Source organism: Actinomadura mexicana, from assembly GCF_900188105.1.
In the GTDB taxonomy this organism is placed as follows: Bacteria; Actinomycetota; Actinomycetes; order Streptosporangiales; family Streptosporangiaceae; genus Spirillospora; species Spirillospora mexicana.
The window spans coordinates 25,411-44,111 of record NZ_FZNP01000032.1; the positions used below are offsets into that span (position 1 = coordinate 25,411).

17 protein-coding genes are annotated in these 18,701 nt (G+C 73.5%); 12 read left to right on the forward strand and 5 right to left on the reverse strand.

The annotated features are described in order from the left end of the window. Positions 1-143: 143 nt before the first annotated feature. The 5 genes from CHC11_RS39445 to CHC11_RS39465 all read left to right on the forward strand — a co-directional run bounded on the left by CHC11_RS39445 (position 144) and on the right by CHC11_RS39465 (position 6,178). A complete protein-coding gene (locus CHC11_RS39445) occupies positions 144-1,070 on the forward strand; it encodes a LysR family transcriptional regulator (RefSeq protein ID WP_089317020.1) in 927 nt (308 codons plus the stop codon). Positions 1,071-1,283: 213 nt separating this feature from the next. Beyond that, a complete protein-coding gene (locus CHC11_RS39450) occupies positions 1,284-2,072 on the forward strand; it encodes a VC0807 family protein (RefSeq protein WP_245920300.1) in 789 nt (262 codons plus the stop codon). A 197-nt stretch (positions 2,073-2,269) separates the two neighbouring features. Next, positions 2,270-3,412: a L,D-transpeptidase gene (locus CHC11_RS39455; protein ID WP_245920304.1), complete on the forward strand. Its 1,143-nt coding sequence runs from the start codon at positions 2,270-2,272 to the stop codon at positions 3,410-3,412. A 192-nt stretch (positions 3,413-3,604) separates the two neighbouring features. Continuing rightward, on the forward strand, positions 3,605-4,798 hold the full coding sequence (locus tag CHC11_RS39460; RefSeq protein WP_089317023.1) for a L,D-transpeptidase: 1,194 nt from the start codon (positions 3,605-3,607) through the stop codon (positions 4,796-4,798). Positions 4,799-4,858: 60 nt separating this feature from the next. Next, the gene (locus CHC11_RS39465) at positions 4,859-6,178 is read left to right on the forward strand and encodes a glycosyltransferase family 4 protein (protein WP_245920301.1); all 1,320 of its coding nucleotides are present in this window, start codon (positions 4,859-4,861) and stop codon (positions 6,176-6,178) included. Here the strand turns inward: CHC11_RS39465 and CHC11_RS39470 are convergent. Next, entirely contained in the window at positions 6,168-6,671 is a 504-nt protein-coding gene (locus CHC11_RS39470; protein ID WP_089317025.1) for a mycothiol transferase, read from the reverse strand. The genes CHC11_RS39465 and CHC11_RS39470 overlap by 11 nt on opposite strands. A 229-nt stretch (positions 6,672-6,900) precedes the next feature. On the opposite strand from CHC11_RS39470, the gene CHC11_RS39475 reads away from it, so the two are divergent. Both CHC11_RS39475 and CHC11_RS39480 read left to right on the forward strand, forming a co-directional pair. Beyond that, complete coding sequence (locus CHC11_RS39475) at positions 6,901-7,875, forward strand: MEDS domain-containing protein (protein WP_089317026.1); 975 nt, start codon at positions 6,901-6,903, stop codon at positions 7,873-7,875. A 28-nt stretch (positions 7,876-7,903) separates the two neighbouring features. Further along, a complete protein-coding gene (locus CHC11_RS39480; RefSeq protein ID WP_089317027.1) occupies positions 7,904-8,974 on the forward strand; it encodes an ABC-2 transporter permease in 1,071 nt (356 codons plus the stop codon). On the opposite strand, the gene CHC11_RS39485 is transcribed toward CHC11_RS39480, so the two are convergent. Both CHC11_RS39485 and CHC11_RS39490 read right to left on the reverse strand, forming a co-directional pair. Beyond that, positions 8,957-10,222 carry a sensor histidine kinase gene (locus CHC11_RS39485; protein WP_089317028.1) on the reverse strand — a complete coding sequence of 422 codons (1,266 nt, stop codon included), beginning with the start codon at positions 10,220-10,222 and terminating at the stop codon, positions 8,957-8,959. The genes CHC11_RS39480 and CHC11_RS39485 overlap by 18 nt on opposite strands. Beyond that, positions 10,219-10,875 (reverse strand): response regulator transcription factor, encoded by a 657-nt coding sequence (locus tag CHC11_RS39490; RefSeq protein ID WP_089317038.1) that lies wholly within the window; start codon positions 10,873-10,875, stop codon positions 10,219-10,221. Before CHC11_RS39490 ends, CHC11_RS39485 begins: the two co-directional genes overlap by 4 nt. 180 nt (positions 10,876-11,055) lie before the next feature. Between CHC11_RS39490 and CHC11_RS39495 the strand changes: the two genes are divergently transcribed. The 4 genes from CHC11_RS39495 to CHC11_RS39510 are packed head-to-tail and all read left to right on the forward strand — an operon-like array spanning position 11,056 to position 14,589. Further along, entirely contained in the window at positions 11,056-11,628 is a 573-nt protein-coding gene (locus CHC11_RS39495; protein ID WP_089317029.1) for a hypothetical protein, read from the forward strand. Continuing rightward, entirely contained in the window at positions 11,628-12,668 is a 1,041-nt protein-coding gene (locus tag CHC11_RS39500; protein WP_089317030.1) for an efflux RND transporter periplasmic adaptor subunit, read from the forward strand. Before CHC11_RS39495 ends, CHC11_RS39500 begins: the two co-directional genes overlap by 1 nt. Beyond that, positions 12,665-13,354: an ABC transporter ATP-binding protein gene (locus CHC11_RS39505; protein ID WP_089317031.1), complete on the forward strand. Its 690-nt coding sequence runs from the start codon at positions 12,665-12,667 to the stop codon at positions 13,352-13,354. The genes CHC11_RS39500 and CHC11_RS39505 overlap by 4 nt, the downstream gene beginning before the upstream one ends. Then, a complete protein-coding gene (locus CHC11_RS39510) occupies positions 13,351-14,589 on the forward strand; it encodes an ABC transporter permease (RefSeq protein ID WP_089317032.1) in 1,239 nt (412 codons plus the stop codon). The genes CHC11_RS39505 and CHC11_RS39510 overlap by 4 nt, the downstream gene beginning before the upstream one ends. A 173-nt stretch (positions 14,590-14,762) precedes the next feature. On the opposite strand, the gene xylA is transcribed toward CHC11_RS39510, so the two are convergent. After that, entirely contained in the window at positions 14,763-15,920 is a 1,158-nt protein-coding gene (gene xylA, locus CHC11_RS39515) for a xylose isomerase (RefSeq protein WP_089317033.1), read from the reverse strand. A 10-nt stretch (positions 15,921-15,930) separates the two neighbouring features. Continuing rightward, positions 15,931-17,313, reverse strand: coding sequence for a xylulokinase (gene xylB, locus CHC11_RS39520; protein ID WP_089317034.1), 1,383 nt, complete (start codon positions 17,311-17,313; stop codon positions 15,931-15,933). 92 nt (positions 17,314-17,405) lie between these two features. Here xylB and CHC11_RS39525 point away from each other — a divergent pair, with 92 nt between their 5' ends. Then, a complete protein-coding gene (locus CHC11_RS39525) occupies positions 17,406-18,611 on the forward strand; it encodes an ROK family transcriptional regulator (RefSeq protein WP_089317035.1) in 1,206 nt (401 codons plus the stop codon). The last annotated feature ends 90 nt before the right edge of the window (positions 18,612-18,701 follow it).

Genomic DNA, 18,701 nt, shown 5'->3' on the forward strand with positions numbered 1-18,701 from the left:
GTACTCCAAAAGGGCATGGCTGATTCACGGAGGGTGATCGCGGAATCCCCGTGTGTTGCGACCCGGCCGGGTTCGCCTAACTCTTGCCCCCATTTAGCATCATTACAAGCGAGTCTCATCGATGCTGACCGTAAGGTGGGCTGATGCTGGAGCTGCGCCGCCTGCGGCTGCTCGCCGAGTTCGGCCGCCGCGGCAGCATCGCGGCCACCGCCGCGGCCCTCGGCTACACGCCCTCGGCGGTCTCCCAGCAACTGGCCGCCCTCGAACGCGAGGCCCGCGTCCCGCTGCTGGACCGGACGGCGCGCAGCGCGGAGCTGACCGACGCCGGGCGCCGCCTCGCCGAGCGCGCCGAGGAGATCCTCGGCCTGGTGGAGACGGCCGAGGCGGAGCTGTCCGCCCAGGCCGACGCACCCATGGGCCGGGTCGTGGTCACCGCGTTCCCGACCGCGGCCGTCGCGTTCGCCCCCGCGCTGGCGCACAGCCTCAGCGATCACCCCGGGCTCACGTTCGTGCTGCGGCAGACCGCGCCCGGCACCGGCATCCGCCAGGTGCAGAACGGCGAGGTCGACATCGCGCTGATCGACGACTGGACGGGCAAGGTCCCCGACCAGTCGCCCGCCGCGCTGGAGTTCTTCCACCTGCGCCGTGACCCCCTCGTCCTCGTGGTCCCGGACACCCACCCCATGGCCCGGCCGGACCGGCCGGTCGACCTGCAGCAGCTGCGGGAGGAGCCGTGGATGGCGGCGCCGGCCGGGGAGCCGTCGCGGCAGGCCGTCGAGCGGCTCCTGGACACGGTCGGCGGCGCCCGTCCCGTGCCGTGGGAGTTCGAAGGCCTCCACACGATCCTGAGCCTCGTGGCCCGCGGCATCGGGATCACCGCGGTGCCGGCGCTGGCGCTCGCCGCCGGCGACCAGGGCGTGGCGGCCCGGCGCATCCCCGAATGCACGCTGGCCCGAGAGGTCTACGCCGTGACTCGCACCGCCAGCGTGCGCAGGCCGTCCGTGGCGGTCACGCTGCGCGCGATCTACGCAGCCGCGAAAGAGGTCCAGCCCACCGCGCCCGAGTCCTGAGAAGGCTTTGGGGATACCCGGAAGAACTCCATTGTGAGCTCTGTCGAAACTCGGAAATAAGCCGAGGAGGCGGAGTTCGGACCTGGCCGCATCCGGCCTTGATTCGCACCACAGGGGTATCGGGGCCGAACTAACAGGGGAGCGGCCGCACGGGGACGGATACGTCTAAACCGGACGGACGCGAGCGGATCATCACGTACGGTGGGGCGAATCGTGAGCACATCCGAGACCATGTACACCGATCGGGGAGCGCAGCGCTCGATGGAACGACCGGCGACCATGACCACGGAAGAACCACCCGGCCTTGTGCGGGCTCGGAAGCCGCAGGACGGCCAGGGGCACGCGGGCGGCCACCACATCTTCGAACTGCCGCGGGTGACCGCGCTGCTGATGCACGCGCTCCCGCGCTTCGTCGAGGGGGTCATCGCCCCCGTCGCGGTGTTCTACGCGGCCCTCGTCGTCCTCGGACTGAACGGCGCGCTCATCGCCGCGGTCGCCTGGGTGTACGGCGGGATCGTGTACCGGTACGTGCGCGGGCACCCGGTGTCGGGGATGCTCATGCTCGCCGCGGTCGGGGTGACCGTGCGCGCGGCCCTCGCGGCCGCGACGCACAGCGCCGTCGTCTACTTCCTCCAGCCGACCCTCGGCACGCTCGCCGTCAGCATGGCCTTCCTCGCCTCGGTGCCGCTCCGGCGGCCGCTCGCGATGAAGCTCGCCAAGGACATGGCGCCGATCCCCGACGCGTTCTACAAGAACGCCCGGGTCCACCAGTTCTTCCTGCGCATCTCGCTGCTGTGGTCGGCGGTGCTGCTCACGAACGTGGGCGTCAGCCTCTGGATGCTCTTCAACGAGTCGATCAGCATGTACCTGTGGATCCGCACCGGGATCGTCGCGGGGCTGGGTGCGATCGGCATCGCGGTCTCGGTCTGGGGCTTCAAGCGCGTGGTGCACCACGTCAACCGCGAGCCCGCCACCGCGGCCGCTCCCGCTCCCGGCGCCTGACCCTCCTTGCGGTTGGCCCCCCTTGTCCCCTCTGCACCCCTCTGACCGTCTCTGACCGTCTCTGAACAGCGAATCTTCGCTCATGTCCGAACCCGGGTGTGATTCAGGGCGTCTCCATCCTTAGATAGATTTCACCTACACGGGGTGAATGTTTGAGGTTGGGGGAGTCAGTGGTGACAAAGGGTCGGTTGGGACCTGTGGTGGCCGGCGGGACGGGAGCGCTGGCGCTGCTGGTGACCGGCTGCTCGATCGGGGGCGAGGGCAAGCTCGCCTCGGGCGGGTCGGACACGGCCGTGACGATCACACCGGCGAACGGGACCGCCCAGGTCAAACCGGACGGCACGATCGAGGTCAAGGCCTCCGGCGCGAAGCTGCGGAACGTCACCGTCCAGGGCGGGGGCGCCGCGATCTCCGGGAACTACGGGGACGGCCGCAAGACGTGGCGGTCCGCCCGCACCCTGACCCCCGGGACGTCCTACACGGTCACGGCGCAGGCCGGCGACGGCGGCAAGACCCGCACGGCCACCAGCTCGTTCACGACGCTGAAGCCCGCCGAGACGCTGTCGATCGCGGACATCACGCCGAACCTCACCGGAGAGAAGGTCGGCGTCGGCATGCCGATCTTCGTCCGGTTCAACCGGCCGGTCGCCGACAAGGCCGCCGTGGAGCGGACGCTGCGCGTCAGCCCGGAGAGGCCGGTCGAGGGCGCGTGGCGCTGGGTCGGCTCCGACCAGGTCGTCTACCGGACGAAGACGTACTGGCAGCCGCACCAGAAGGTCCGCTTCCAGGCCGACCTCGCCGGAGTGAACGCGGGCGGCGGCGTGTACGGGGCCAAGGACGCGCAGGCGACCATCAGCATCGGCGCCTCGCAGATCACCACCGGGGACATCGGCGACCACCACATGACGGTGACGCGGGACGGCAAGAAGCTGCGCACCGTCCCGTTCAGCGCCGGCAACGGCCAGACGCGCGAGTTCACCACCACCAGCGGCGTCCACCTCCTGATGGAGAAGGGCAACCCGGTCACGATGACGTCCCCGGGACGCAAGGAGGGGGACCCGGGCTACTACAAGACCGTCGTGAACTACGCGGTCCGCTTCTCCAACAGCGGCGAGTACGTCCACTCGGCGCCCTGGTCGGTCGGCTCGCAGGGCTCGGCGAACGTCAGCCACGGCTGCCTGAACGTCAGCCCGGCCAACGCCAAGTGGTTCTACGACGTCATGCAGCGCGGCGACGTGATCGATCTGACCGGGACCGACCGCGAGGTCGAGTGGGACAACGGCTGGAGCGTCTGGCAGTTGTCCTTCGACAAGTGGCGACAGGGCAGTGCTCTCCGCTGAGACGGTCGCCAGGGACCGGCAGAGGCCGACGAAACCGTCGTCGTGCAACGCTTTGATCTCAGGCGCCTGCAAAAACCCTGGGACATGGCATGATCGGCGACTTTTGTCGCTAATGTCGCTCTGGTAGACGGCGGGTTCTGGAGGTCAAGGGTGCAGCGGAGGCTTTCCGCAGGGGTTCGGGCTGGCGCGGGAATGGCGGGGGTCGTCCTCCTCTTCACGACGGCCTGCAGCGGGGGAGAGAAGGACTCCGGCGTCACCGTCGGAGACAAGGGCGACGCGAGCGTCCCGCAGGTGACGATCAACCCGGGCAACGGCAACACCAAGGCCAAGCCCGAGGACGGGGTCGTCGTCACCGCCGCGGGCGGGACTCTCGAACAGGTCGCGGTCACGCTCAAGGGCAAGCCCGTGGACGGCGCGATGGCCGCCGACAAGACCAGCTGGAAGTCGCGCACGCTGCGCCCCGGTGCCAAGTACCAGGTCACCGCGGTCGCCAAGAGCCCCAAGGGCAAGACGGCCACGGTCAACGCCGCCTTCGCCACGCTCAAGGCCGCAAGCGAGCTCAGCATCGTCGACATCACCCCGAACAAGAACGAGAAGGTCGGCGTCGGCATGCCGATCCAGGTGACCTTCAACCGCCCGGTGGCCGACAAGAAGGCCGTCGAGAGCGCCCTGGAGGTCAAGTCGACCACGCCCGCCACCGGCGCCTGGTACTGGACGAACGACACCACGGTGATCTTCCGGACGAAGAACGGCACCTGGTGGGCGCCCAACCAGAAGGTGACGTTCACCGCCAAGCTGGCCGGGGTGAGGTCGGGCAAGAAGACCTACGGCGTGTCGGACGCCGCCCGCGGGTTCCGCATCGGCGACGCGCACATGGTCACGGTCAGCACCAAGAAGCACAAGCTCATCGCCACCAAGAACGGCAAGAAGGTCCGCACCTGGCCGATCAGCGCCGGCCGCGGCGGCCGCGTGGTCAACGGCGTCGACACCTACCTCACCACCAGCGGCGTCCACCTGACCATGGGCAAGGAGAATCCGGCGATCATGACGTCGGAGTGGATGGGCGTCAAGCCCGACGACAAGAAGAACGGCGGATACAAGGAGGTCATCCCGCACGCGGTGCGGATCTCCAACAGCGGCGAGTACATCCACTCGATGGCCGCCACCGTGTGGGCGCAGGGCCGCCAGAACGTGAGCCACGGCTGCCTGAACTCCCCGCCCGCCGACGCCCGCTGGTACTACCAGTGGTCCTACCGCGGCGACCCGGTGATCATCACCGGCACCAAGCGGAAGCTGGAGCCGCTCAACGGCTGGAGCTACTACCAGATGTCGTGGGACCGGTGGGTGAAGGGCAGCGCCCTCGACCGAACCGTGACCACCGGGTGACGATGACCGGGCCCCGCCCCGGGAACGGCCCGGGCACGGCCGTCGGCGATCGGGGACCCGGTGAACGAGCCAGCGCACCCGCTGCGACTGCGGCGCCGCGTCCGGCGCAGGGCGCACCGCGTCCTGCGCCGCGCGGCGCTCTGGGTGCTGCGCCCGCTGCGGCGAAGGCGCGTCCCGCCCCCCGGTGACCGGCTCCGCGTCCGCGTCCTGCTGCAGAACGCGCACGGGACGGGCGGAACGATCCGCACGGTCCTGAACCTGTGCGGCCATCTGGCCCGCGACCACGACGTCGAGATCGTCAGCGTGCTGAAGCGGAGCAGGAGGGCGTTCTTCGCCCTCCCCGCCGGGGTCACGGTCACCTACGCCGACGACGGCCTGGCGCCCAAGGGGCGCGCGGCCCGCGTCCTGGCCAGGCTCCCGAGCCTCCTGACACCGGCGGACGAGGCGTCGTTCCGCCACATGAGCCTCTGGACGGACGTGTGCGTGCTGCGCGGCGCTCTCTGGCGGGCGGCGCCGCCCGACGTGCTCATCGGCACCCGGCCATCCCTCAACCTGCTGGCGGCCGAGCTGGCGCCGGCCGGGGTCGCGACGATCGGCCAGGACCACATGCACCTCGGGGCCTACCGGCCCGCCCTCCGGCGGCAGATCGTCCGCGCCTACCGCCGCCTCACCGTCGTCACCACGCTCACCGAGGCCGGCCGCGCCGAGTACCAGGCCGCGCTCGCGGGGTCCGCCGTGCGCGTCGTCCGCATCCCGAATGCCGCGCCCGCGTTACCGGAGCGGCCGTCCCGGCGCGTGCACAAGGTCGTCGTGGCCGCCGGGCGGCTCGTCCAGGCCAAGGGCTTCGACCTGCTCCTGCGCGCGTTCGCACCGATCGCCGCCGAGGACCCCGACTGGACCCTGCGCGTCTTCGGAGGCGGGCCCCGGCGCGACCGGCTCCGCGCGCTGATCGACGACCTCGGCCTCGGCGGGCGGGCCGAACTGCGCCCTCGCACCCGCGACCTGCACGCGAAGATGGAGCGGGCGTCGGTCTACGCGCTGTCGTCGCGCCGCGAGGGCATGCCCATGGTCGTCATCGAGGCGATGGGCATGGGGCTGGCGGTGGTGGCGTTCGACTGCCCCACCGGGCCGGCCGAGATGATCGCCCATGGCCGTGACGGGCTCCTCGTGCCCGCCGGGGACGTGGACGCCCTGACCGCGGCGCTCCGCGCGGTGACCGCGAACCCCGGCCTGCGGGACCGGCTGGGCGAGGAGGCCCTGCGGTCCGCGCGGGCCCATCACCTGGACTGCATCGGCCCCCGGTGGTGCCGCCTGATCCGCGACATCGCCCCGCCGTCCCGTCCCCGGAGCGGGCAGGACGGGCCTGAGGTCAGCCCGTGAGCAGGCCGCGCACGTAGGCGGCCTGGCCCGCGTGCTGGAGGTCGTCGGAGATCACGCTGATCAGCCGGACCGCCAGCGTGACCGGCGGATCCCACGCCCGGTCGACGACCCGGGGCAGGTCGTCGTCGGTCAGCGCGGACACGTACCGGACGCTCCTGTCGTGCACGGCGTCGTGGTAGCCCGTGAGCATCTCCGCCGGGACCCGGACGGCGGCGACGTGGGCGGGGGTGTGGCCGTATCCGGTGTCGGAGGCGGCGAACGGAAGAGCGAAACGGTCGGCCCAGCCGTCGCCCGTCCACACCTGGTCGGTGCCGGCCACCCCGGCGACGTGGTCGTCCTGGATGCGGGTGAGGTGCCAGACGAGCCACGCGATCGAGTTGGCGTCCTCGGCGGGCCGGCGGGCGAGCTGCGGCCCGCTGAGGCCCCCGACCGCCCGGTGGACGACCTCCTGGATCCGGTCGAACGCGTCGGTGAGCAGTTCAGCACTGGTCATTGGTCCGACGCTACCTTGCTCCGGCCCGGGTTCCAGGTCCGGGGCCTCCGGCATCCGGACGGAGCGGCCGGGGTATTTCGGTGTTCCGCTTGATACTCCTTGTGATCGATACGATCCTTGCTGTAGTCGATGGGGGCATTCGCCGCGGTGGCGCCCCGCCCGCCGGGGCGCGCCCGCGGGCCACGGCGTAACGGCACGCACCGGCGCCGTTGGAAGAGGGGGACCGGGGGTGAACGGCTCCACGTTCGTGCATCAAGGCTGCGTCTACTCCAGCGACGACGACTTCTTGCGGATGGCGGTCCCGTTCATCGACGAGGGGCTCCGGCGTGAGGAACCGGTGCTGGTGACCACCACGCCCGTCAACCTCGGCCTGGTGCAGACCGCCCTCGGGCGGCACGCCCGCAACGTCGACTACGCCGAGTCCGCCTTCTTCGGCCGCCGCCCGCCGCAGCGCGTCGCCGCGTTCACCGGCTACCGGCACCGGCATCCCGGCGCCGCGCGCGTCCGCATCCTCGCCGAGCCCGTATGGGCGGGACGGTCGACCCGGCAGGTCGAGGCGTGGGAGTGCATGGAATCCGCCCTCAACGCGGTGCTGGCCGGCACCGGCATCCACATGGTCTGCCCCTACGACGCCCGCGCCCTCGAACCGGAGATCGTGGGCAACGCCCTGCGCACCCACCCGCACATCGTGGACGGCACCGACGTGGCCGCGAGCCCCGGGTACACCGAGCCGGTCGCGTTCGTTCGCGGCCGGGCGGCGCCGCTGGCCGCCCGCCCGGACGACGCCGTCACCGTGCCGTGCACCGGCGACCTCGCCCGGATGCGGCACACCGTCGTGCTGGAGACCGCGCTGCTCGGGCTGGCCGGCGAGCGGTTGATGATCTTCGCGGCGGCGGTCGGAGAGCTGCTCACCGGCGTGTCCGGCACCGGGGGCCGCCGCCCGAGCGTCGCGCTGTGGGGCCGGCCCGGGGAGGGTCGTCTGCGACGTCGACCTGCCCGCCACCGCGTCCCTCGATCCCTTCATCGGCCTGCATCCGCCGACGCTCGACCCGCGGCCGGGCGACGGCATCTGGCTCGCCCGGCAGATCTGCGACCACCTCGACGTGCGGTCCGGCCCGGGCGGCACCACGATCCGGCTGCACACCCCCACCCTGCGCGACACCGAAGGCGGTGCCGGTGCCTGACCCGGCGTTCGCGCAGCTAGCGGGCCACCGAATGGGTAGGCGACGGGCATGAGCACTCGCGTGCCCGAACGGCGGCCGCCCGACCGCGGGTTCGGGGCCGAACTCCGCGACGCGGTGACGCTGCGCGCGTTCGCCCTGGTCTCCGGAGTCCTGCTGCTGCAGCTCGGATTCATCCTGTCCTACATCGGCGCGTTCCATTCGCCGACCCCGCACCGCATCCCCGTCGCGGTGGTCGCACCGCCCGCGGTGGCGGGACAGGTCGTCGCGCAGGTGAACGAGCTGGAGGGAGCGCCCTTGAAAGCCCGCACGGCCCCCGGCGCGCAGCAGGCCCGCCGGGACATCCTGCACCGGGACGTCGACGCGGCGATCATCGTGGACCCGCGCGGCGGCACCGACACGCTCCTGGTGGCCTCCGCCGCCGGGCCGGCGCTCGCCGGCACCGCCACCGACGTCGCGCACCGGCTGGAGACCGCCCGGGGCCGGCAGGTGACGGTCGTCGACATCCGTCCGCCAGGCCCCAAGGACGGCCGTGGCCTCTCCTCCTTCTACCTCGTCATCGGCTGGGTGGTGGGCGGCTACCTGGCGGCCGCGATCCTCGCGGTCGCGGGCGGCGCCCGCCCGGCGAACGCGCGCCGCACGGTCATCCGGGTGGGGGCGCTCGCCCTCTACTCGGCCGTGTCGGGGCTCGGCGGCGCCCTCGTCGCCGGCCCCGTCCTCGGCGCGCTGCCGGGCCACTTCTTCCCGCTGTGGGGGATCGGGGCGCTCGTGGTCTTCGCGGCGGCGGCCGCCACCGCCGCGCTCCAGGCGCTGTTCGGGCTCGTCGGGATCGGCCTGGCGATCCTGCTGTTCGTCGTGCTCGGCAACCCCAGCGCCGGCGGCGCCTACCCGGCCGCGCTGCTGCCGCCGTTCTGGCGCGCGATCGGCGGCTGGCTGCCGACGGGCGCGGCCACGACGGCCGTCCGCAACACCGTCTACTTCTCCGGCAGCGCCACGGCGCACGCGTTCTGGGTGCTGGCCGGGTGGGCCCTCGCCGGGACCGTCGTCGCCCTGGCCGTGTCCGCGCTGCGCCCGCGGGCGCCCGCCCCGGCCGAGGGGACCGCCTCAGCCCGGGGCGGTTGACGCGGTCGCTCCGGCGGGGGCGGCGCGCAGCGGGGCGTCGGCCCGGCCGGGCAGGCGGACGGTCACGACGAGGCCGCCCTCCGGGCGCGGCGCCGCGGCCACCGTGCCGCCGTGGGCGGTCGCGGTCGCGCGGACGATCGACAGACCGAGGCCAGCGCCGCGGTCGGAGCGCACCCGGTCGTTGCCGAGCCGCCGGAACGGCTCGAAGATCGTCTCGACCTCGTAGGCGGGGACCACCGGACCGGTGTTGGCGACGGTGAGCTCGGCCCAGCCGTCCCGGCCCCGGGTGGCGACGTGCACCCGGCCGCCGTCGCGGTTGTGCCGGATCGCGTTCTCCACCAGGTTCTGCACGAGCCGCTCCACCAGCACCGGGTCGCCGGAGGTGGGGGCCGGGCCGAGCCTGCGGTCCGCGGTCACCTCGCGGGCCCGCGCCTCGGGGGCGGCCTGCCGCAGGACGTGCCCGGCGACGTCCGCCAGGTCGAGCGGCCCGGCGTCGACCACGACGTTCTCGGTCCCGGCGAGGGTGAGCAGCCCGTCGATGAGCCGCTCGTGCCTGCCGTTGACGACCAGCAGCGACTCGCCGAGCCGCTTGACGTCGTCGGTGGCGTCCGGGCGCCGCACCGCCACGTCGACCAGCGTCCGGTTGATGGCGAGGGGGGTGCGCAGCTCGTGCGAGGCGTTCGCGACGAACCGGCGCTGCCCGTCGAACGCCCGCGCCAGCCGGCCGAGCATGGTGTCGAAGGTGTCGGCCAGCTCCTTGACGTCGTCGCGCGGGCCCTCGTAGGCGATCCGCTCGGTGAGGTCGTGGCTGCGCGCGACGCGCAGTGCGGTCTCGGTGATCGCGTGCACGGGGCGCAGCGCGCGGTCGGCCAGCAGCCAGCCGAAGCCGAGCCCGGCCGCGCCCACCAGCCCGAGCGCGATCCCGCCCTGGGTGAGCAGCGCGTTGAGGGTCTCCCGCTGGTAGTCCTCGCGCCCCTTGATCAGCACGCCCTGCACTTTCTGCACGGTGAGATCCGACGTCTCACCGGGCATCGGCGCCGCCCCCTTCACCGCGGGTCCCGCGGCCGTGAAGGCGCGGTCCTCCGCCGGAGGTCCCTGCCGCTGCAGGTTGTTCTGCACGAGGAGGTAGGTCAGGCCGAGCAGCACGATGCCCGCGCCGAGGAACAGGCCCGTGTAGAGGATCGTCAGCCGCAGCCGGATCGTCGGCCGCAGCCGGTCGGTGAACCTCACGGTCCTCGCATCGCTCATGGAATCCGGTACCCCACTCCCGGGACGGTCTCGATGACCGGGGGATCGCCGAGCTTGCGGCGCAGCTTCATCAGCGTCACCCGGACGGTGTTGGTGAACGGGTCGGTGTGCTCGTCCCACACCTTCTCCAGCAGCCGCTCGGCGGACACGATCGTCCCGTCCGCGCGCAGCAGCTCGGCCAGCAGCCCGAACTCCTTGCGCGCCAGGTGCACGTACCGGCCGTCGCGGTACACCTCCTGGCGGGACGGGTCGACCCGGATCCCGGCGCGCTCCAGCGCCGGCGGCGCCGCCGGGCGGGCCCGCCGGCCGAGCGCGAGGATCCGCGCCACCAGCTCCTCGAACGCGAACGGCTTGGTGAGGTAGTCGTCGGCGCCGATGCGCAGCCCGTCGACCCGGGCCGGGACGGTGACGGCGGCGGTGAGCATCAGCACCCGCACGAGCGCGCCGGCCTCGACCACCGCGCGGCACACGTCGTCGCCGTGCACGACCGGGAGGTCCCGGTCCAGGACGAGCACGTCGTAGTCGTGCACGCCGAGCCGCTCCAGCGCGGCGTCCCCGTCGTAGACCACGTCCACGGCGAGGGCCTCCGCCCGCAGCCCCTCGGCGATCGAGTCGGCGAGCATCCGCTCGTCCTCTGCGATCAGTACCCGCACGTCCGCCACCCCTGCCGTTCCTCGGACCCGCTCCCCGGCGCGTCCCGCCGCCCCAGCTTCGGGGAGCGGGCGTAACGCCGGCATAACGCGATCCGGTTACGCCGGGGTTACCCGGGTGGGGATGGACTTGCGGTCGCCGCCGGCCACTCCGTGCGGCCCAGTCGACAAGGAGACCGATCGATGCGACGACGGACGCTCGCGGTGCTGGCGCTCGCCCCGGCCCTCGCCCTCGGCGTGCAGGGCTGCGGTGCCCTGGACAAGGACGCGAAGGCGAGCGGGACCGCCGATAAGGCCGGCGACCTGGCGAAGATGCGGAAGTTCGCCCAGTGCATGCGTGACAACGGGGTGGACATGAAGGACCCGACCTCGGACGGCCGTGTGGAGATACACGCGTCCGCCAAGCCCGCTGAGGGCGCCCCGGGCACGGCCGGCGCCCCGGGCAAGGCGCCGACGGGGACGGGCAGGCTCGAAGCGGCGCAGAAGAAGTGCGCGCACCTCATGCCGAACGGCGGCAAGCCGCCGAAGTTGAAGCCCGAGGACCTCGCCAAGATGCGCGCGTTCTCGAAGTGCATGCGCGACAACGGCATCAGCAGGTTCCCCGACCCCGAACCCGATGGCGGCATCAAGATCCAGGCGGGCGAGGGCACCGGACTCGACCCGGCGAGCCAGACTTTCAAGAACGCGCAGAAGGCGTGCTCGAAGTTCTCGCCGGACGGCGGCAAGGGCCCTTCCACGACCGTTGGCAGGGGCTAGTGTCCAGGACGCGCACCATCGTCCTCGGCGCGGCCGGGGTGGTCGTGGCCGGGGGCACCGGGCTCGCCACGGTCGGCCTCGGCGGCGGCGAGCCCGCCGCCGAGCACGGCACGCCGCCGCCCGCGACGGCGCCGATCGAGCGGACGACGCTGGTCGAGACCCAGGACGTGGACGGGACCCTCGGCTACGGCAGCACCCGCACCATCGCCGGCACCGGGCGCGGCACCCTCACCTGGCTGGCCGGGGCGGGGTCGGTGGTCTCCAGGGGCAGGTCGGTGTACCGGGTCGACGACAAGCCGGTCCCGCTGCTGTACGGGAGGCTGCCGCTCTACCGTGCGCTCGCCGACGGGACCGAAGGCGCCGACGTCCTGCAGTTCGAGCGGAACCTGCGGGCTCTCGGCTACACCGGCTTCACCGTCGACAAGACCTTCGACGGCTCCACCGCCGCCGCCGTGAAGCGCTGGCAGGACGTCCTCGGCGTAGCCGAGACCGGCCGGATCGAGCCGGGCGCGGCCGTCGTCGCGCCGGGGCGGGTCCGGATCGCCGAGCGCAAGGCGAGCGCCGGCGACCGTATCGGCGGGCCCGTCCTCACCTGCACCGGCACGAGCCGTGTCGTGAGCGTCGACCTGGACGTGGAGTACCAGCGGCTCGCGAGGAAGGGCGGCACCGTGCGGATCGAGCTGCCGTCCGGCGACACCGTCAAGGGGACGATCACCTCGGTCGGGAAGGTCGCCACGGGCGGGCGGAACGACCAGCCGTCGACCGTCGAGGTACAGATCGCGGTCGCGAGCAGGAAGGAGATCGGGTCCTACGACAAGGCGCCCGTCGTCGTGCATCTCACCGCCAACCGCCACGCCGACGTCCTGGCCGTGCCGATCGGAGCGCTGCTCGCGCAGGGCGACGGCGGCTACGCGGTCCAGGTCGTCGAAGGCGGGCGGGTCCGCTCGGTCCCTGTGGAGACCGGCGCCTTCACCGGTGGGCAGGTCGAGATCTCCGGCCCGGGACTGGCCGAGGGGATGAAGGTCGGAGTGCCCTCGTGAGCCCGGTCGTCGAACTGCGGGAGGTCACCAGGACCTACCCGGGCGGCGTCACGGCGCTGGACGCGGTGTCGCTGACCGTCGAGGAGCGCGAGCTGGTCGCGATCGTCGGGCCGTCCGGGTCGGGGAAGTCGACGATGCTGCACCTGCTGGGGACGCTCGATCGGCCGAGCGCGGGCACCGTCCTGGTCGAGGGAACGGACGTGTCGCGGCTGCCGGACCGGCGCCTGTCGGCGCTGCGCGCCAGGCGGATCGGCTTCGTGTTCCAGCAGTTCCATCTCACCGCGGGCGTGAGCGCGCTCGACAACGTCGCGGAGGGGCTCCTGTACGGGGGCGTGCCGCTGTCGCAGCGGCGCCGCCGGGCCCGCCGCGCGCTGGAGCGCGTCGGGCTCGGGCACCGCCTCGGCCACCGGCCGCACCAGCTGTCGGGCGGCGAGAAGCAGCGGGTCGCGATCGCGCGCGCGGTGGTGGGGGAGCCCGCGCTGCTGCTGGCGGACGAGCCGACCGGCGCGCTGGACTCCGCGTCCGGCGCGGGTGTCCTGGACCTGCTGCGGGAGCTGTCCGACGCCGGCACGACGGTCGTGCTCATCACGCACGACCGGGACATCGCCGCGCTGCTGCCACGGCAGGTGCGGATGCGCGACGGCAGGATCGTCCACGACGACGCACGGGTGGAGGCGGCACGATGAACGGCGGCACGGTGGACGGCGGCACGGTGGACGCGGCGAGCCCGCGCGGGGGCGGGCCGGCGCGGCTGGGGCCGCGCGACGTGCTGCGCGTCGGCGCCGCCGGCCTGCGGTCCCGCCCGATGCGGGTGTTCCTGTCCGCGCTCGGCATCGCGATCGGCATCGCGGCGATGATCGGCGTGGTCGGCATCTCGACCTCCAGCCGAGCCCAGCTCCAGGCCACCCTCGACCGGCTCGGCACCAACCTGCTCACCGTGGCGCCCGGCCGGGACTTCTTCGGCGAGGACTCCAAGCTGCCGGCGGAGTCGGTCGGCATGGTGGGGCGGATGCCGGACGTGGAGTCGGCGTCCGCGACGGCGAAGCTCGCGGACACCGGCGTCTACCGCAACGACCACATCCCGGAGGGCGAGAGCGGCGGGATCAGCGTCCTCGCGGCCCGTCTCGACCTTCCGAGAACCGTCGGCCTCACGATGGCCGCCGGCACGTGGCTGAACGCGGGCACGGCCAGGTACCCGGCGGTGGTGCTCGGTGCGGAGACGGCGGGCCGGCTCGGGGTCTCGACGCCGAACGTGCAGGTGTGGCTCGGCTCCCAGTGGTTCACCGTCGTCGGCGTCCTGGAACCGAACCAGCTGGCGCCGGCGCTGGACTCGGCCGCGCTCGTCGGCTGGGACTCCGCCGCTGCCCGCCTCGGCTTCGACGGCCACCCGACCACCGTCTACACCCGGACCCGCAAGGACGCCGTGGCGAAGGTGCGGGACCTGCTCGCCGCGACCGCGAACCCGCGGTCGCCGAACGAGGTCGAGGTCAGCCGCCCCTCGGACGCGCTGGCCGCGCAGCAGGCCGGCGACCGGGCGTTCACCGGCCTGCTCCTCGGCCTCGGCGGCGTCGCGCTGCTGGTCGGCGGCGTCGGCGTCGCCAACACGATGGTGATCTCCGTTCTGGAGCGCCGCGCCGAGATCGGCCTGCGCCGCAGCCTCGGCGCGACCCGGGGCCAGATCCGGCTCCAGTTCCTCGCCGAGTCGCAACTGCTGGCCGTGCTGGGCGGTGTCGGCGGAGTGGCCGTGGGCATCGTGGTCACCGCAGTCTTCGCCATGACCCAGGGCTGGCCGACCGTCGTCCCGGTGTGGGCGATGGTCGGCGGCGTCCTCGCCACCCTCGTCATCGGCGGCGTCGCCGGCCTCTACCCCGCCCTGCGCGCCGCCCGCCTGGCCCCCACCGAAGCCCTGGCGACCCCATGAGCCCGGGGACCATGCCCCAGTGAGCACGCAGAGGCCCGACCCGTCGAGCCGGGCGACCGCAGCAACACGCCACCAATTCGCACGCGTACAACACACCAGCACGGTGGCGTGAGGATTGCCCGGCTCGTGACGGGGGTTTCCAGGGGGCGCGACCCCTGGAAAGCACGACACCTTCAGCGCACGCCGTAAAGGTGCTCCAGGGCGAGCTGGTCGAGGTGTTCGAAGGCGGTGCGGCGGGCGCCGAGGGCGTCGGCGTCGGCGGTGGCGTCGCGGACGGAGCGCCAGTCCTCACCAGCGGCCAGGGTGGGCTGGGCGAGCTCCTGCAGCTTGGCCTCGCGCAGGGCGGCCTGGACGTCGGGGTCGGCGCGGAACGCGCGGGCCTTCTCCTGAAGGATCAGCCAGTTGCGCATGCACGCGGCCGCCGACTCCCACACGCCCCGGTCGTCCTCGGTGCGCGGCGGCTTGAAGTCGAAGTGGACCGGGCCGTCGTAGTCGCTCTGGTCGATCAGGTCGACGACCCAGAAGGCGCCGCGCGCGTTGCCCGCACCGAACCGCAGGTCCTGGTCGTAGCGGGGGCCGTGCTGCCCGTTGAGGTCGATGTGGAACAGCTTGCCCTGCCACAGCGCCTGCGCCAGGCCGTGCGCGTAGTTCAGCCCGGCCATCTCCTCGTGCCCGACCTCGGGGTTCAGGCCGACGGTGTCGGGGCGCTCCAGGGTCTGGATGAACGCGAGCGCGTGGCCGATCGTGGGGAGCAGGATGTCGCCGCGCGGCTCGTTCGGCTTCGGCTCGATCGCGAAGCGCAGGTCGTAGCCCTGGTCGGCGACGTAGGCGCCGAGGACGTCGAACGCCTCCTTGTAGCGGTCCAGCGCGGCCCGGACGTCCTTGGCGGCCCCGGACTCGGCGCCCTCCCGCCCGCCCCAGCACACATACGTGCGGGCGCCCAGCTCGGCGGCCAGGTCCAGGTTGTCCATGACCTTGCGCAGCGCGAACCGGCGGACGTCGCGGTCGTTGGCGGTGAACGCGCCGTCCTTGAAGATCGGGTGGCCGAACAGGTTCGTGGTGGCGGTGGTGACGACCAGGCCCGTCTCGTCCAGGGCCTTGCGGAACGCGTCGATCGCGCCCTGCCGCTCGGCGGGCGCGGCGTCGAAGTCGAACACGTCGTTGTCGTGGAAGTTCACGCCGTAGGCGCCGATCTCGGCCAGCTCGCGGACGGCGCGGTCGGCGGGCATCGGCGGGCGGGTGCCGGGGCCGAACACGTCGACGCCCTGCCAGCCGACCGTCCAGATGCCGAACGAGAAGCGGTCCTCGGGCGTGGGCGTGTAGTCGCTCATGGGTTTCTCCTCATATTTCCGGGGCGGTGTCGCGCAGCGCCGCGTAGCGTGCGCGGACCCCGGCATCGGTGCGGTCGGCGGTGTGCTCGGTGGCGGGCGGCGCCGGCCAGGCGGGCGGTTCGGGCGTTCCGGCCAGGGCCCAGGCCGCCTGGCGGGCGGCGCCGAGCGCGACGTACTCGGCGGGCTCGGGGACGGTCACCGGCGTCCCGAAGATCGCCGGCGCGAGGGCCCGTACGGCCCCGGCGCGGGCGCCGCCCCCGATCAGCAGGACGCGGCGCGGCCGGACGCCCTGCGCGGCGAGATGGTCGACGGCGTCGGCGAGCGAGCACAGCAGCGCCTCCACGGCGGCCCGCGCGAGGTTCTCCCGCGTCGCGTTGGACGTGGTGAGCCCCGCGAGCACGCCGCTGGCGCCCGGCCGGTCGGGGGTGCGCTCGCCGTCGAGGTAGGGGAGCAGCGTCAGGCCGCCCGCACCGGGCTCGGCGGCGAGGGCCAGCGCGGACAGCTCCTCCAGCGAGGCCCCGGTCATCGCGGCGGCGGCCGACAGGATCCGCGCGGCGTTCAGCGTGCAGACGAGGGGCAGGAACCGGCCGGTCGCGTCGGCGAACCCCGCCACCAGCCCGGAGGCGTCGGCCGCGGGCTCCCCGGCGACCGCGAACGCCGTGCCGGACGTGCCGATCGACACGACGACGTCGCCGGGCCCCAGCCCGAGTCCTAGCGCGGCGCCCATGTTGTCGCCGGTGCCGGGGCCGAGCGCCGCGCCCCAGTCCGTCTCGCCGACGCGCTCGCCGGGGGCGGCGACGCGGGGCGTCCCGGCGTCGTGGCCGAGGGCCGCGCGCAGCAGGTCCGGCAGGTACGCGCCGGTCGCGGGGGACCAGTAGCCGGTGCCGGACGCGTCGCCCCGGTCGGTCACCGGCTCGGACGCGCCGAGCCGCAGCGTCAGCCAGTCGTGGGGGAGCATGACCTGCTCGGTGCGGCGGGCGCGGTCCGGCTCGTGCTCGGCCATCCAGCGCAGCTTGGTCACCGTGAACGACGCCAGCGGCACGCTGCCGGTCCGCGCCGCCCAGCCCTCCGCGCCGCCGAGCTCCTCGACGAGGGCGCGGGCCTGCGGCGCCGAGCGCGTGTCGTTCCAGAGCAGGGCGGGCCGGACGGGCTCGCCCGCGCCGTCGAGCGCGACCATGCCGTGCTGCTGCGCGGCGACGGCCACCGCGTCGGCGCGTTCGAGCAGGTCCCGCACCTGGCTCAGCGCGCTCCACCAGTGGCCCGGGTGGCACTCGGTGCCGTCCGGATGCGGGGCGGACGCCGCCGCGACCACGGCGCCGTCCGCGGCCCGGCACAGCACGACCTTCGTCGACTGCGTCGAGGAGTCGACGCCCGCGACCAGGCTCTCGGGCATCCGGGTCCCGCCTTTCGTAAAGAGCTTGGACTATTTAACCTAGCAGAGGGCCTCTGCCCTGCCTATCCACGTGATTCATTTAGGGTTCATCCATGACGAAGTCCGCGAACGCCCCCGTCCGGCACGCGACGATGCGCGAGCGGAACCTCGCCGTCGTCCTGGAGCACGTGGCCCGCCACCAGCCCGTGACCCGGGCGCGACTGGCCGAGCTCACCGGCTTCACCAAGACGACGGTGTCGAACCTCGTCTCCCTGCTGGAGGGCGCGGGCCTGGTGCGGGACGGCGCGCGGGTGCACGAGGGGGAGCGCGGACGTCCCGGGGTGGGCGTGTCCGTCCACGGCGACGGGGCCGCCGGGCTCGGCCTGGAGGTCAACGTCGACTACCTCGCCGCCTGCGTCCTCGACCTCGCCAAGCAGGTCCGCTACCGGCACGTCGTCAGCTCCGACAACCGCGGGCGCGGGCCCGGCGCCGTGCTCGCCGCGCTGTCCGCGCTCGCGGGCGAGGCGGTCGCCGCCGTCGCCGGGCAGGGCCTGACCGTCGCCGGCGCCGCGGTGGCCCTGCCCGGCCTGCTCGACCGCGAGAACGGGATGGTGCGGCACGCACCGAACCTCGGCTGGACGGACGTCCCCGTCACCGGCGCCCCGGGCCTCGCCACGGCGCTGCCCGCCGAGTACGACAACGAGGCCAACCTCGCGGCCCTCGGTGAGCTGTGGTTCGGCGACGGCGCCCGGTTCGGCGACTTCGTGCACGTCTCGGGGGAGATCGGGATCGGCGCCGGGATCGTCGTGGACGGGCGGGTCTTCCGCGGCGCGCACGGCTTCGCGGGCGAGCTCGGGCATCTGGTCGCCGACCCGTCCGGCCCCGCCTGCTCCTGCGGCGGGCGCGGCTGCCTGGAGCAGATCGCCGGCCAGGAGGCGATGCTGCGCGCGGCGGGCCTGCCCGTGACGCGGCCGGCCGCCGGGCCGGAGGGCTCGGTGGGCAGGCTGGTCGACCGGCTGGGCGCCGGCGACGCGGCGGCGCTGGACGCGGTGGCCCGGGCGGGCCGCGCGCTCGGCGGCGCGCTGGCCTCGGCCGTCAACCTGATCGACCCGGACACCATCGTGCTCGGCGGGGTGTTCTCCCCGCTGGCCGCCTGGATCCGCCCCCCGCTCGAAGGCGTCCTCGCGGAGGGGCCGGGCTCGCTGCGGCGCGGCGTGCCGCCGGTCGAGGTCTCGGGCCTGGCGGAGGGCGCCGCGGTCCTCGGCGCCGCGGGCCTCGTCGTGGAGCGCGTGATCGCCGACCCCGCGCTGCTCCTCTAGATGATTGATTCCAAGGGGTTGCCTGCGGACATGAAGCGAGGGCGTCCAAGATCGTTGTGTGACGAACAACCTGAACACCCTCGCGACCGC

Bases quoted from the DNA above. Each gene is read 5' to 3' on its own strand.
- CHC11_RS39445 (WP_089317020.1), top strand. From the start codon at position 144: ATGCTGGAGCTGCGCCGCCTGCGGCTGCTCGCCGAGTTCGGCCGCCGC.
- CHC11_RS39460 (WP_089317023.1), top strand. From the start codon at position 3,605: ATGGCGGGGGTCGTCCTCCTCTTCACGACGGCCTGCAGCGGGGGAGAG.
- CHC11_RS39470 (WP_089317025.1), bottom strand. From the start codon at position 6,671: ATGACCAGTGCTGAACTGCTCACCGACGCGTTCGACCGGATCCAGGAG.
- CHC11_RS39480 (WP_089317027.1), top strand. From the start codon at position 7,904: ATGAGCACTCGCGTGCCCGAACGGCGGCCGCCCGACCGCGGGTTCGGG.
- CHC11_RS39485 (WP_089317028.1), bottom strand. From the start codon at position 10,222: ATGAGCGATGCGAGGACCGTGAGGTTCACCGACCGGCTGCGGCCGACG.
- CHC11_RS39495 (WP_089317029.1), top strand. From the start codon at position 11,056: ATGCGACGACGGACGCTCGCGGTGCTGGCGCTCGCCCCGGCCCTCGCC.
- CHC11_RS39510 (WP_089317032.1), top strand. From the start codon at position 13,351: ATGAACGGCGGCACGGTGGACGGCGGCACGGTGGACGCGGCGAGCCCG.
- xylA (WP_089317033.1), bottom strand. From the start codon at position 15,920: ATGAGCGACTACACGCCCACGCCCGAGGACCGCTTCTCGTTCGGCATC.
- xylB (WP_089317034.1), bottom strand. From the start codon at position 17,313: ATGCCCGAGAGCCTGGTCGCGGGCGTCGACTCCTCGACGCAGTCGACG.
- CHC11_RS39525 (WP_089317035.1), top strand. From the start codon at position 17,406: ATGACGAAGTCCGCGAACGCCCCCGTCCGGCACGCGACGATGCGCGAG.